Raw genomic sequence first — 14,831 nt, 5'->3', positions numbered from 1 at the left:
GACGTTTCCCTGGATCCCACATCGCGGTCGGCTGGCTCATTAAACAAGAGTGGCCGATACCTGGCTTGGTTTCCGCCCGCTGAAGAGGAGGCTCTCTGAATCCCTGCGGCCGAAAAGAGGTTGGCAAACTTGTACCGACCGCAGGGTGGTTTCGGCAAACAGATGGGGCAAAAGTTTCTCGGTGTTTACCTGTACTGAACACTATTGCCCCACCGGAGGCCGTCTTTGAGTTGCGCTACATTTTTGGCAGCGCATCAAGCTGCACGTCGGCCTGTGCTTTCAAAATCATTGCGGTACGAATCGACTCCGAGTAGATCGCGTGACTTACCTGGTCGAGTGGCTGCCCGTCGCCGTCGGTGAAGAAGAAGAACATCGTGGTTAATTCACCGGGTTTCGTGGTGAGACATTCGGCGACGAATTTCACCACGCCACCGTTTTTGGTTTCATATTTTGTCTCAATCTGCCCGTCGTGGATCTCCATGCCTTCCCGGGCACACAGTGCGTCCAGTCGGGAATCAGGTCCTTGGCGATACCAGCGACCGCCGGCATGCGCCTGCAGGCGCTGCTCCATGGCTTCAATATCTGGCTCATTGCGGAATACGGGCCGTTCAAGTTGCCGGTAGCCCTGTTGGATTCCCATCCGCTCGGCGGCATCCTGCCATTGTGTTAAGCGTTTCATCGTGGTTGGGTGGGGCAGCAAAATCGGATCGTTTTTCTTCACCGAGATTTTCCGCACCCGGCCACTGCGCCGGGTAATCATCACCGTTTTGTCTTGAATATCGGTGAGGAATCCTTTCTTCCCACCAACTTCGATCACCAGGTTGCTGAGTGCTTTTCGCCAGTGTTTATCAGCCCAACGCTCGATTAACGTGGCCGCTGTCCAACTAGTGTCGCCGGTCATCCAGCTGCGCAGACTCCGGTTGATTTCTGGAACAAGCGGCTTGTGATCGGCGTCGGCTTCGGCGAGCTCTTTGTTGATTTTGATGGCTTGCTTCATCCGCTTGTAGACATCGTTGCGCTTAGCGCGTTTCGGAATTTCTTCCAAAATGGTGTTGTGGGATCGTTTACGAACCACGATGGTGCCTTCGCTGGAAAACGCGTAGGAATAGTCGCCGCTCGAAACCCATAACAGGTCATTGATTGACACGGATTGTGCTCCTTGATGTTTCGCGGGTGCACCGGATAGAACACCGCCCGTTTTCGATGACAGGAAATGGTTGCCTGTCGGTGCAACGAGGATGGGCGGTGTGTCCCTGGCCTTCCACCGCTTATTATCACACGAGGCGGGCGGATTGTGCGGCGAGATAGCAAAAAATCCCGGTCTGCACAGGCCATCTGGCGGGTATTGGCCGCGTTGTAGCAGGTGTAATAACACTCCACGGTGCCATCTCGCAGTAGTCCAACTTGCCGAACGCCTCCCCACACCGTGGCGCTGGTCAAGTATTTATCCTTGACCTACTGGGGGGTAATGGTCGACCCACCAGTTTTCTCATGCGGGGTTTTGCCAGGGTCTGTGCAGCCTTTTTAGCCGCCCCTCAAAGGATTTATTGCTACGGTTTTTCTGCGCCGATGCGACCCCACTCCCGGCGCTTCGCAGCAGGCATGTCTTGCGCTAATGCTGATGGAAACAACGACGAAGCCGGCTCATCCCTGCAGCCCCTCATGCAGGAATTAGCCGGCGTGGAAATCATGAGTTCCGTGACAGTTAGGCGTGCCGTGCTTCGCGACGCGCCGCCAAATCATCTGGTAGCCCATCGGCTTTCGGTTTGGCATCCCCCACCCGTTCGCTTGGGAAGGCTTGAATAGTGCCAGAAAGCTCTCTCATGATGCCTGGAATAGCGATCCCGAATACACCCTGCCCGCCGGAGAGCAGGTCGATGACTTCATCATTGGAGCGACATTCGTAGACTGTCTTGCCGTCAGATACCAGCGTGATTGTGGCAATATCATCCACCCCAAGCTCATGAAGTTTCGCCACCGCAAGGCGGATATTTTGCAGCGAAATCCCGGTGTCAAGCAGCCGTTTGACGATCTTGAGCACCAAAATATCTTTAAACGAATACAACCGCTGTGAACCGGATCCGCGGGCGCCACGAATGGAGGGCACTACGAGTTTGGTGCGTGCCCAATAATCGAGCTGCCGGTAGGAGATGTTGGCCACCTGACAGGCGATTGGTACCCGGTAGCCGACTTCTTCATCGGGTCCTAAATCAAAGAGTGCTTCTTGAATTGGGGGCTTAGCATTCACGTTGGTTTTCCTTGGAAGTATGGTTGCGGCGCAGCTCAACATTGCTAGCGCACAACACCTGCACATATCACCGCCCGGCCCCTGCTTGGGTTGTTCGCATCTCCGCTGTGATAGCCAAGCCTGCAAGGCGTGACTGAAATCCGACAATCGAAGGCGGGTTACCGGTGTTGCTGCGCGGAACCTGTTGCAGCAACGGGGCTTTACCTGCAGTGTTGAGGTGTAACTCCCATGAGTGTAAGGCCAAATTACCGGGGTGTCATCTCATGACACACCGTTTTCTTTAATTATTTATTTTCACATTGTTCACAGCAGTATCAGTGTTGCGGCATAACGTGTGCCAGCTCTGCGAAAAACACCACAAACACACAGGTCACACCCATCACACCCCTGCTTTCTCCAAGGTCACCAACCGCAGCACGAGCACCGCACCGCATCCCACCCAAATAGGGGGAATGCGGTGCGATGTGCAGCAGAAAAACAGTTATGGGCGGTGAATACCTTTGCGGACCAGCACTCCATGCAGATTCTGCATCAGGGAGGCCACTTGCAAGCTCACCTCTTCTTGATGCAAGGAGCGTTCCGCCGTGAAATGTTCAGTAGAACGCACCGCAACCTGAGCAATCAGCGCCGACTGTCGATCAGCCTGCTTCTTGAGCTGATCGAGCTGCCGAATGCCCAGCCCAAAACCGTTGAGTGCAAACGCAGCCTTCGCAATAGTGACATCATCGGCGTCGTACAGACCCTCCCGACCTGGCTGCAAAATCCCCGCCTCAGTCAACCGTTTCACCGCCTGAACCGGCACCCCTGCCGCTTCACTCAGTGTTTTCACCGTGTACCGCTGCTGAGTTGTAGCAAGTGGCTGGCGCATATCCAGTGGCTTGGTCGACTTCGTCGCCATCATGGCCACCACAGTGCCATCATCAAGTGCGTCGAGATGTTCCTTAATCACTTTCAGCGGTAGAAAATTATCACGCTGCTGGGTGAGGACATAGCGAATGCGTTCCACATCAGATTCGGTGTAACGGCGATAACCGCTGGCCGTCCGCCGAGGCGAAACTAATCCCTCTTGCTCGTAATAGCGGATCCGGGACAAAGTCACATCCGAAAATTCCGCCTGCAACTGCTGATGCACCTCACCGATGCTCATCGTCTTCTGATTGTTACCCAGTGTTTTGTGAGCACCTTGGTCGGCGGAGTTCACAGCACGCAACGCATTCATATTTCCGATTTTCCTTCCAAGGCCACCACTTCACGGCAATCACCACGGATTTAGCAGCTGTCTGCCGGCGTGTCGATCATGTTCTGGAAGAAACTTTACAACGAAAGTCCACCGCGAGGGATATATCAAGGAAAATTCCTTGACTTTCTACACCCTCAGGCTCACCCTTAGCGCAGGGGGCGGCGTGTCGCCACCACTTGGCTTCTGCAGCTATCCACTGCCGATTGCCTACTGGCTACACTCACCACGCCGCAGATCCCGCGAAAAAAAAAGATACATGCGCCTAAACGCTGTAGAAGACGCGCCCATCACCACAGTGATGCACCAGCCGAAAAAACATACGGGCGAGCAGGACACTGCCCGCCGGCGGTATAAACCAATCCTGCGAGAAGACCTACTCACCCGTTGTTGTGTATATGTCACCGCCGGCCCCACCGCACTGTCAAGCCCCGGTTGTGACCGGAACAACACTGTTCGCCAGCAGACGGAGGGTACCTCAGCGGTACTATGGCTTAAGCGCTGCGGCCGGCAACAAAGACCAGCCGGAACTTACCAATCTGAATCTCGTCACCATCGTGCACCGTCTGCTCATCTTTCGGTTCACGGTTGACATAAGTACCGTTGAGCGACCCCAGATCACACACCCGGAACTCACCATCAGCCATGCGGAACTCTGCATGGCGGCGAGAGACCGTAACATCGTCTAGGAAAATATCCGACTCTGGGCTCCGACCAACACTGGTCACTTCCTGATCGAGCAGGAAACGCGCACCACTATTGGGGCCACGCTTGACCACTAGCAACCCGGCACCGGCCGGAATTGCACTTGCCTGGCTAGCGGCAGCCGGAGCGGGAGCAGACTGCTCCATGTCTTTGAGTAACTCAGCTCGGAACACCGAGGTGGTTTCAACCTGCGATTCATAACTACCCTGCTGCTCGCTCATAGTGGTTCCTTTCGCGTCTAGCTGTAAACTGCTCAAAATTTCAGAACAAAACACTGCTCAGTGACGGCGCCACGCCACAGCCTATCCGCGCCGCACAGTCATACGCGACCATTGTAGGCCACGTTTGTCACTCGTGGGTGCTAACTTGGCCGCCGCCACCTGTGACACTGTCAGCAATGCTGGGATCTGGCCGGCAGTAACACTCAGCAACCATGGCAACAACCTGCAATAGTGTCAGCACGCCACCTGGCAGACCAACATCTTCAGCCCTTCAGCTCGCTAGTTTTCGTTGTTCCTGCCAAACATCACCCGGACTGCTTTTTTCACAAAGTTCCCGTTCGACGACAATGGATTGTCGTTGACCATATACGTCCACGTCGCCGATGGGCGCGCCAAGCCTGCCTCGTCGAGATGTGCACCATCATTGTCGATAAGTACAGTGCTAAACGTATCCACAGCAGCTTCCATCGCTGTATCGGCCAATGCTTTAAATTCGGTCACAGCGATCCGGTGGAATTCATCAAGTGGTGTTTCCCGCGCGATTGCTCGCAGGTGAATGGATTCCCGCACATCATCAAGCAACGCGAGATGGTCGCTCCATCCCTGGTCGAGGTGATACAACAAGATTTCCCGAGCGGCCTGCGCTAAAACTTCGGGTGCAACGGTTTCTTCCAACTGCGCTAGACGCTGCGGGGCACGTGCCCCAAGTGCCGTTAGTGCAGCATCGGTGTCGAGAATTTCTGCCCTTCGCTTATCAATAATCACCCGCTGATCCGAGATGAGTTTGTTGTACTTCCATGTTTGGGAGTGGATTTCTAGCAGTTGCCCTTCGGTGACCCGCTGGCAGTGTTCAATAAAGTCACGGATGCGTTTTGAATCGATAAACCCAAACTGGTCTGGTGTTGCATTCACTTCCTCCCCGGCGCCACCAGCAGCAACCATGTCATCTTCCAGGGAGACGAAAAACACACTTTTGCCCGGATCGCCCTGCCGGCCGGCACGTCCCCGCAACTGGTTATCAAGTCGCGACGAACGATGCCGTCCAGTACCAATAACACACAGCCCACCGACAGCAGCCACCTGGTCGTGATCAGCTTCGTCAGCGCCACCGAGCTTGATGTCAGTACCCCGACCGGCCATCTGTGTTGACACAGTCACCCGGCCAACATCACCTGCTTCGGCAATAATGCGCGCTTCTTCCGCATCGTTTTTCGCATTCAACACATTGACAGCAATGTCATACTCAGCTAATGCGGCAGCCAACTCTTCTGATTCGGCAACATCTTGGGTGCCAACCAACACCGGCTGGCCGGTGGCATGAACCCGCCGAATCTCATCGATAATCGCCAGCTTTTTAGCGTCCATGGTGGCGTACACCCGATCCTGCTCATCGAAGCGCTGCAATGGATGATTACGCTCAATTACAGAAACCTGCAGATTATAAAATTCCCGCAGCTGATCAGTTGCTTCTTTTGCCGTGCCAGTCATACCGCAAACAACCGGATATCGACCAAGTAATGCTTGCAACGTGATCGTGTCCAAAATCCGGCCGCCTTCCGTGACGGCGATCCCCTCTTTCGCCTCCACTGCGGCTTGCAAGCCATCAGGCCATCGCTGCAGATCAGCGACCCGCCCCTTCGACGCATCGATGAGAGCGACTTTCCCATCACGTACCAAATAATGCACATCGCGCAGCAGGAGCTCTTGGGCGTGTAACGCCAAATTCACCTGTACCAGCGTGGTGCCAACATGTTCGTCGTTATACAGCGACTCAATTCCGAGTGCTTGTTCAACCTTGTTCGCCCCCTGTTCGGTGAGAAACACGTTGCGCCGCTCATCGTCGGTAGTGAAATCTTCACCCAGCTTGAGTTTTTTTACCAGCTGCGTGATTTTCCCTTGGGGGGCACGCCCCGGCTGGCTTCCTGCAAGCACCAACGGCACCAGTGCTTCGTCGACGAGCACACTGTCAGCCTCGTCAACAATTGCCACATCAGCAGGGGTTTGCACCGTGTCTTCGCGACGCACAATTAGCTGGTCACGCAGGACGTCGAAGCCGATTTCATTAACCGGACCGTACACAATATTGCACCGATACACTTCGCGTCGCTCGGCAGGGGTGAGTTTCTCTGCGATTGCACCGACTGTGAGGCCGAAAAATTCGACCAATGGACGCATCCACGCTGCGTCACGCTGCGCCAGATAATCATTGACGGTAATGGCATGCACCCGTTTTCCCATCAACGCATATCCGGTTGCAGCCATCGCACCGACCAATGTTTTCCCCTCCCCGGTGGCCATGTGGATGACGTCTCCTTCGAGGAGCCGCAATGTTCCTTGGGCCTGCGGCGGATAGGGAGTAAATCCGAGTGTTCGTTCAGCAGCAATACCAAGAATTGCGAGGAATCCTGCCGGATCCTGCAATCCTGTAGGGCCAATCGTGGTGGCTACCGCAGCACGTAATTCATCATCACTGCACTGCCGGAATCGTTCCGTGTGATCAGCGGCGGCTGCCACAATCTTGTGGCTTCGTTTCTGGTTTCTCGAAGACCCCTGCCCCATTGCTTTCCAAAACCAGTCAAAGCCTGCCACTTGTCATCACTCCACGTTTTTCGAATTCTTGGCTCACCCGTCAACACTCCTACGCGGTGTACAGGGCGCTATGCAGCCAAGGGTATCTGAAGCATCGGAGGTGTCTGCTTGGGGGGTATTGCCGTTTGTCTCAACTGCAAACTTTAGTACGTCGCACGGTTGTGGGACACCTAGGCGTCTACCGCACAGAGCGATTCAACGCCCCAACAGTGAACTAGCGGCAGCATCGGTGCAGAACTCTTACTACTTTCACAGTGTGACTGGTATTTTCTTCTCAGGGACGTGCTCTAGGTTGGGAATTTGGCAAGAGTGTTCTGCAACTGTCCACCACCCCTCTGTTTTTTAAGCGAATTGGCAAACTGACGTAGCAAGTAAGCACGTTCATCGCGCCGTGTGTCCCCAACAAGTAGTTGAATTCGGTACGCGCTGGTGTTCTTCCCAACTACACACTGTGCGGCCAATTGCTGATTCACCAAGGAGCCTTTCTCACCGTTATGCATTCGTTTTCTGTCGCGATCCCAGCTCATGCAGGAACCAATATGGCTGGCACCATTGATATGCCAGATCAACAGCCGGTGGCTTGGGCGGTGTTTGCGCACTGTTTCACCGGATCGCGGTTCACTCCCGCTGCTTCCCGGGTTTGTAAACGGCTGGCCGCCCAAGGGGTGGCATGTCTTCGCTTTGATTTCCCTGGTCTGGGGCAATCAGAAGGTGACTTTGCGGAAACCTCATTTAGTTCGAATGTGTTGGATTTAGTGAGCGCCTACCACTGGCTGGAAGAAACCTACGAAGCACCGAAATTGCTTATTGGTCATTCACTCGGTGGCGCAGCATCGCTGAAAGCTGCCACCCTGATGCCGAAATTGAAAGCTGTTGCCACCATTGGTGCGCCTTTTGATCCTGCCCATGCGGTGTTGCATTTTGCTGATCGGATCTCTGAGGTTGATGAGCGTGGTGCGGTGACATTGTCGCTCGGCGGGAGGGACGTGACCATTAGTCGACCATTTTTAGAGGATCTCGCCGAGATCAACCCTGAACAACACATTCCAAAGCTTCGGAAACCGTTATTGATTCTTCATTCTCCTATCGATCAAACGGTTGGTATTGATAATGCGCAAAATATTTTCCTCACCGCACGTTATCCGAAATCACTGGTCGCCCTGGAAAAAGTTGATCATCTGTTGACGAAACCTGGTGCTGCGCACCGGGCTGCTGACATTATTCGGGCGTGGGCTGATGAATACTTCACCGATGCCGACGAGCTGGCTGACCGAATGCCGGAGGGGGTGGCATCGTCGACGTCTATTCCGGCGGGTCGGTTTACCGATCTTGTCCGCTTCGATGACACCACGATCACCACTGATCGGGAGCGTTCGTTAGGTGGTAAGGGGTTGGGGCTCTCCCCAACGAGTTTGCTGCTTTCTGCATTGGCAGCCGCAACCAGCCAGGCTATTCGGATCGCGGCGAAGGATCAGCGCATCCGCGGTCTAGACAATGTGGATGTCGAAGTTTCGCGGGTCATTGGCGCACCAGAGTTTGCGATGCAGCTGCGACGCCGTATCTCGCTGCATGGTGATCTCACCGATCAGGAACGGAAATTCCTTCTCGAGTCCGCTGGCGATTCGTGCATTGAACAAATTATTACCGGTGCGGCCACCATCGAAGATCGCGATCGCTAACATCCCGCAAGGGTGAACGACCGTGGGGGTGTGCGTCGGTGTCGCGAGCATCCTTGAAGCTTGAGTTTTACTCATTTGTCTCTCGTGCTGGCCTGCCCAGTTGTTGTGTGTTTCCTTTTCGCTTAAGGATGGTTTTCGTGCTTGCTTCCACCGACAGTGACCGCTTCCCAACGGAATGCCCCTGCGGTAGTGCTACCGACTTTCAGTCGTGTTGTGGCCAATATCTCGCAGGCCGCAACGCCCCCACCCCGGAGGCGCTGATGCGCAGTCGTTTTACCGCCTATGTGGTTGGTGATGAATCCTATGTGCGGCGCACCTGGCATCCCGATACTTGTCCTGAAGATCTTTCCCCTCCGCCGGGTCTGAAGTGGGAATCCCTCACAGTTGAACATGTCACACTGTTTCCGCCGACGGTCACTTTCAGCGCCGCCTACCGCCAGGATGGTCAGCCAGGTGTCATGCAGGAACGGTCACTGTTTACCAAGATTGCCGGCAATTGGTGCTATGTGGAGCCGCTCCCACTGGCATAGATGCCGCTGATTGTGTGCAGGGGTTGCCTTGGTTGTTTCGGCTGTTCGATGCACGGGCGAATTCCTCTCACACAAGCGGCAGACTGCGCTTATCGCGTGGGCTGAGCTCTATCGGCGCCAGATACCAGGGTGTTGGCAAACGTAACAACACCCGACTTTCAACGAGGATGGGTTCATCCTCCATCGGCTTGGAACACCACGGCTGAACCGGATGAAACCGGCTGGAACACCGCAATATTTGATGGCAGATTTCCCCTCATCGTTACAGTGGTGTAAGCTATCCAACGCACATTCGGCAACGCCGATTGCGGCGGACTGTGGCGCAGCTTGGTAGCGCACTTGACTGGGGGTCAAGGGGTCGCAGGTTCAAATCCTGTCAGTCCGACAAAAAGTAGCCCACCGGTGATGAGACATCCGGTGGGCTACTGTTATTTTCACCCCTGCTCGGGATACAAGCTCTTTTCGTTGTGTTGCTACCGGTTACGTGTTGTTCCGACGGTGGAGCTTGTGCATTTTTCAGCGATGCTTCCTTCTTGCTGTGTGTGGCGTCACCACGGCACATCCCAGGTATGCCACTGTGGTAGGCATGTCTGACGCATCTTCTGCCCCGCAGCCAATATTTCACTTCACCAGCGACGGCACCTTCGCCACTGTCGATGATGTTCCCGTGGCGTTGATTGTCACTGCCCAGCCGGACAGTTTCACAGAGGTCTTTCACACATTCGACAGCCGCGAGTTTGAATTTTCGGTTGACTCCGGTGGGCGCCAATGGTGGGGCGAGTCGTTAACCGTAGTTGCCGTGCCGGCCGATGCGGTGCCACCCCGCACATTATTTGGCCCCCATGCAGTCCTTGGCACCGTCACACCAGGGCCGCGTCAACTGCCCATGCATATGCCTGAGCGGCTCGCCGGGGAGGTGAAAGCACTCACCGACAATCACCATTGGCGCTAGTTGCAACCCGGTCGACTGCTAGGAAGGAAACTTCGCCTTCGTATCATCGAAACACCGACACCCCCAGGCAGGATTATTGGGGGTGTCGGTGGTTTGTATTCATTTGGTCGCTACCCGGCCAGGTGGCGGTGTTCTGCTGTGTTCACGGCAGAGGTCTGGCAGCTTAGCGGGATCGTTTTTCCCGCACCCGCACAGCAATCCGAATCGGTGAGCCGGGGAATCCGAATTCTTCACGCAGTCGTCGTTCCAGGAAGCGTCGATAGCCGTGATCGAGGAACCCGGTGGTAAACAGCACTATCACTGGTGGCCGGGAGGCTGCCTGCGTGGCAAACAGGACGCGAGGCAGCCGTCCGCCGCGCATTGCCGGCGGGTTTGCGGCAATCACGGTGCGCAGCCAGTTATTCAAGCGACCCGTAGAGATACGCTGATCCCAGGACTCTAGCGCTTCTAACAGGAACGGTTCGATTTTTTGCAGTGCCCGCCCGGTTTTCGCAGAAATGTTCACCCGCCGTGCCCACGGAATATAGGCAAGCTGCCGTTCGATTTCCCGTTCAAGCTCGTAGCGGCGATCTTCGTCAACCAGATCCCACTTGTTGTAGGCGATAACCAGGGCGCGCCCCGATTCCACCACCAGGTTGAGGATTTTTTGATCTTGTTCGCTGATCGGCGATGAAGCGTCAATGAGGAAGACACACACTTCAGCGGCGTCAATAGCTGCTTTGGTGCGCAGATAGGCATAGTATTCGTGGCCGGATGCGGTTTTGACTTTTTTCCGCAAACCGGCAGTGTCGACGAAACGCCACAGGTGTTGATCGAGTTGCACCAACGAGTCGACCGGGTCGACGGTGGTGCCGGCCACATTGTCGACCACGGAACGGTCGTCGCCGGTGATTTTGTTCAACAGTGAAGATTTGCCCACGTTAGGTTTCCCGACGAGTGCTACACGACGCGGTCCTTCGGTGATGGTGGTGTTGCGGGGTACTTCGGGGAAAAGGTTGATCACCTCATCGAGGACGTCGGCACCGCCGCGGCCGTGTTGGGCAGACACTGGCCACGGGTAGCCCAGGCCGAGACCCCAAAATTCGGCCACGTCACCGTATTGGTTGTCAGAGTCGAATTTGTTGGCAACCAGCAGTACCGGCACTTGCGAGCGTTGCAGTTTTTTCGCCATGACAGCATCGGTTTCGGTGATGCCAACTTTCGTGTCGACAACCATGACGATGACGTCCGCTTCGGCCATCGCAATTTCGGCTTGCCGGGCGATCGAGGCGTGGATGCCTTTGGCGTCGGGATCCCAACCGCCGGTGTCTTGCACAAAGTAGCGGCGACCGTTCCATTCGGCGACGTAGCTTACCCGGTCACGGGTGACACCTGGGAAGTCTTCGACAACTGCTTCACGACGACCGAGAAAACGGTTGACGAGCGTAGATTTCCCGACGTTGGGGCGTCCGACAATAGCGACTGTGGGCAGCGCTTCTTCCGTGTGCTGCTGGGCTGCGTTTTCCAGACCAAAGTTCGCTTCAATGGCTGCCCACTGCTCATCGTCAAGCTCTTTGGTGAAGTCGGGATTGTCCAGGTCGATCGCAAAATCGGTGTCGTCGAAGCTGCCATCCGTGGCGAGATAGTCCTCGGCGGTGACATAGGTGACCGAGAGCTCATCGTCTGATTGGGGCTGCGCATCAACTGCGGTGGTGTCATCGTCGAGATCTTGTTCGTCGTCGTCTTCGATGAGTGACGGATCAAGATAGCCCTGTTGCACCGCAGAGTCGAGAACGACGTCCAGCACAATGTCGATCACGGTCTGCTGATCGTAATCGCTGGTGTCGATAATGTCCGCGTCGTCAGCTGGTTGCAGTGGACTCACCGCCCGGGTGGAGTCGTATTCGTCGCGGGCAATGACCGCTTGCAGCACCTCATCAAGGGTGACGTTGCGGCCGGCGGCTTTATCCTGCTGGTAGCGACGATTGGCGCGTTGTTCAGCAGAAGCGGTGAGAAACACCTTTGCAGGGGCTTCAGGAAGCACCACGGTGCCAATGTCACGACCTTCAACCACACAGCGGCCAGCGTCGTGGGCGAGTTGTTGCTGCAGCGCCACGAGATTGCTGCGAACCCCTTGATAGGCCGCAACCTGGGATACGTTGTTGGTGACGTCAGCTTCGCGGATAGCGGTTTGCACATCTTTGCCACCTAACAGGACAGCGGTGGATTGCGGATCATCGCTGATCACCAACGGCAGGTCGGCGGTGGCGGCAACAACTGCCGCTTCGTCGGCAAGATCAATGCCTTGCTGTTGGCAATATAAGGTTGCCACCCGATACATCGCCCCGGTGTCGAGATATTGCGCGCCAAGGATCTGTGCAAGTGCCCGGGCAACGGTTGATTTGCCGGTGCCGGATGGTCCGTCGATGGCAAGCAGCAGCCCATTGTTTGGTTGGTTATTGATCTGGTCGTAGCCGGCATAATCTTGCGGTGAATATCCCGGATTTGTGGAGTGTGTCATGGTCTTTCAATCGTGATCTGTTGGATGAAACGTGAAAAAAGTTATTGTCGCCATGTGATTCGTTGCGGCGAAACGTCAGGTGCGGTACAGCTAGTCGGCGCGATCCATTCATACACCCCAGCTTCGATCGGCCAGGGGGTATGTATGAAAAGCAGGGCTTCCCAAGCGCCACCGCTGCCCGGAGGAGCTACTCGGTGTCAAGCCGCCAACCGGCGGCTCACTAGCCTTTGCCCGTGCAATACCGGCTCCACCCACGCCAACCAGTCAATGATTGCCAAGTGGTCGCTGTTCTCCCTGGCCGGTGGTCGGTTTCCACGCAGTAAGGTGCTGCCCGGTGAAGCTGTGAGCCTGGTACCGGCGAGATTGAGGGAAGGTCAACTGCCCAAGCAATCGGCGGTCGTTTGTGTTGGCAGGCTGACAACACTGGGTGCACAGTGCCTACATTTCGACTACTTTGTACAAACTGCGCAGCTCAGAGTCGTTGAGTGCCCGCAGGGTGCCGGGTGTTTGCTCCCCCAGCTGGACGGTATGAATTTTGGTGCGAACAAGACGCTCCACCGGGAAACCAGCGGTTTTCAGCATGCGGCGAACAATATGTTTCCGCCCCTCATGCAGCGTCACCACCAACAGTGAACGTCCTTGGAACACGTCGATGATTTTTACCGCATCAGCCTTCGCCGGCCCGTCATCCAATTCGATACCGCGGGTGAGTGCTTTCACGAGCCGATTGTCAGCCTCCCCCATGACGGTAGCCATATAGGTTTTCGTCACCTCATAGCGGGGATGCATCAGCCGATTGGCAAGCTCCCCATCGTTGGTCAGCAGCAGCAGCCCTTCCGTGTCAGCATCAAGACGACCCACATGGAACAGGCGCTGACCGGCGGCAATTTTCTCGCCAACAATGTCCCCAATGCAGGGGCGTCCTAAATCATCAGACATGGTCGATTGCAGTCCGCGCGGCTTGTTAAACGCAAAATAGACAAGGTCTTCGTCGACCCGGATACGAACACCATCCACCCGAATGATGGCGGTGTTTGGGTCGACGCGCAGCCCTTGGGTGATCACGATTTGGCCGTTGACTTCCACCCGGCCTTCATCGATAAGTTTTTCAGCCATTCGCCGGGAGGCAACACCTGCTTGGGCGAGCACTTTTTGCAACCGCACCCCACCGGACTGGTGCAGCGGCTGATCTGCGGCTTGGTTTGCCCGATCAGCGGGCACATGCTGCCGTTTGGTTGTTGTTGCGGACGGAACGAACAGTTCGGTGGCGCGTTGTTTTGCACGAGTTTGACGCGATTGGGCAGCACGGCGGGATTCCGGTGTGCCATCGCGGCGAGCGGGAGGTGTCATCACAGATATTCGATTCTTTCAAGGGAAAATACAGCAACGATGTGCAACATATTGGGTGCACACCGCAAACTCGCCGGAATGTTTCAAACAGTATTTCCCGGCGACGGTACGGGAAAGTACGGGTGAGTTCAGCGAATAGTTCGCAGAAGCATCGAGGCGCCCCGCGGGAGGTGATACCGCATGCAGCGCAAGCTCCACCTGGGAGGTGTCGTGCAACAAGACGGCGGGTCACCGATCTCGAAGGTATCAACCAGGTCGACATGCGCAGCGTTATACGGCAGCATCTCGCACAAGTGTACTGGGGAAATGATGAACTGTGAAGTAGCTGCGCGACAGATAGATGGCACACACCGGTGCGGGGCTACTGCGGGTGGGCAACACGTCGTTGAAAAAAATACAAGACTGTGATGTGCTGCAGCGCCCCGTTATGCAGCCGCCAGCATGCTGCTTGACTGATTCAAACACCGCGCTCCACTGGGACAATTCATCCCGGCAGTACGATGATGCGGCCTTCTGCTACTGCCTGTCTCCAGGGCGTAGCTCAAGCGCAGATTCGCCGATGTACTGCCCTCTTTTTCCTACTGCAGTCCCCACCCCCGGGCGATCATGCTCATGCCAGGCAGCATGTGATGCTGTGGGGATAACACGAATGAGACTGCATCCCGGGCGCTATATGGGTCATGGCTCCAGCACAGCAGCGCCTTGTTTGGTAACACCATAAAGTGTGCAACATCGTTGCACCACTTCCCCTCTAGCCGGGCAATTGTGCAGGTCAGCTTGTCAGAACTTCCACCTTTGGGTTATGGCATTTAGACTTCCC

General features: G+C 55.7%; 10 protein-coding genes and 1 tRNA gene. 4 read left to right on the top strand and 7 right to left on the bottom strand.

Translation table 11 applies throughout. The annotated features are described in order from the left end of the window. Window positions 1-235: 235 nt before the first annotated feature. From CCHOA_RS05030 to secA2, 5 genes are all read right to left on the bottom strand, one after another. Window positions 236-1,147 (bottom strand): DUF4132 domain-containing protein, encoded by a 912-nt coding sequence (locus CCHOA_RS05030; protein ID WP_164472394.1) that lies wholly within the window; start codon window positions 1,145-1,147, stop codon window positions 236-238. Window positions 1,148-1,705: 558 nt separating this feature from the next. Further along, window positions 1,706-2,248 (bottom strand): MerR family transcriptional regulator, encoded by a 543-nt coding sequence (locus CCHOA_RS05025; RefSeq protein ID WP_377739711.1) that lies wholly within the window; start codon window positions 2,246-2,248, stop codon window positions 1,706-1,708. 481 nt (window positions 2,249-2,729) lie between these two features. Further along, on the bottom strand, window positions 2,730-3,467 hold the full coding sequence (ftsR, locus tag CCHOA_RS05020) for a transcriptional regulator FtsR (RefSeq protein ID WP_123927690.1): 738 nt from the start codon (window positions 3,465-3,467) through the stop codon (window positions 2,730-2,732). Between the two features lie 512 nt (window positions 3,468-3,979). Continuing rightward, window positions 3,980-4,411 (bottom strand): oxoglutarate dehydrogenase inhibitor Odhl, encoded by a 432-nt coding sequence (gene odhI / locus CCHOA_RS05015; protein ID WP_123927687.1) that lies wholly within the window; start codon window positions 4,409-4,411, stop codon window positions 3,980-3,982. 279 nt (window positions 4,412-4,690) lie between these two features. Next, entirely contained in the window at window positions 4,691-7,000 is a 2,310-nt protein-coding gene (gene secA2, locus CCHOA_RS05010) for an accessory Sec system translocase SecA2 (protein ID WP_123927684.1), read from the bottom strand. Between the two features lie 494 nt (window positions 7,001-7,494). On the opposite strand from secA2, the gene CCHOA_RS05005 reads away from it, so the two are divergent. The 4 genes from CCHOA_RS05005 (at window position 7,495) to CCHOA_RS04990 (ending at window position 10,161) form a co-directional block, all read left to right on the top strand. Then, complete coding sequence (locus CCHOA_RS05005; protein ID WP_123927681.1) at window positions 7,495-8,679, top strand: bifunctional alpha/beta hydrolase/OsmC family protein; 1,185 nt, start codon at window positions 7,495-7,497, stop codon at window positions 8,677-8,679. 137 nt (window positions 8,680-8,816) lie between these two features. Further along, window positions 8,817-9,209, top strand: a complete 393-nt coding sequence (locus CCHOA_RS05000) for a YchJ family protein (RefSeq protein ID WP_245992201.1) — start codon at window positions 8,817-8,819, stop codon at window positions 9,207-9,209. Between the two features lie 311 nt (window positions 9,210-9,520). Beyond that, window positions 9,521-9,594, top strand: a tRNA-Pro gene (locus CCHOA_RS04995). 201 nt (window positions 9,595-9,795) lie between these two features. Next, a complete protein-coding gene (locus tag CCHOA_RS04990) occupies window positions 9,796-10,161 on the top strand; it encodes a hypothetical protein (RefSeq protein ID WP_123927675.1) in 366 nt (121 codons plus the stop codon). A gap of 163 nt (window positions 10,162-10,324) precedes the next feature. On the opposite strand, the gene der is transcribed toward CCHOA_RS04990, so the two are convergent. Then, complete coding sequence (der, locus tag CCHOA_RS04985) at window positions 10,325-12,661, bottom strand: bifunctional cytidylate kinase/GTPase Der (RefSeq protein ID WP_123927672.1); 2,337 nt, start codon at window positions 12,659-12,661, stop codon at window positions 10,325-10,327. Between the two features lie 438 nt (window positions 12,662-13,099). Continuing rightward, window positions 13,100-14,011 carry a pseudouridine synthase gene (locus tag CCHOA_RS04980; protein WP_123927669.1) on the bottom strand — a complete coding sequence of 304 codons (912 nt, stop codon included), beginning with the start codon at window positions 14,009-14,011 and terminating at the stop codon, window positions 13,100-13,102. Window positions 14,012-14,831: the final 820 nt, after the last annotated feature.

This window comes from Corynebacterium choanae, from assembly GCF_003813965.1.
Taxonomy (GTDB): Bacteria; Actinomycetota; Actinomycetes; order Mycobacteriales; family Mycobacteriaceae; genus Corynebacterium; species Corynebacterium choanae.
This window is presented reverse-complemented; position numbering and strand designations above follow the sequence as displayed.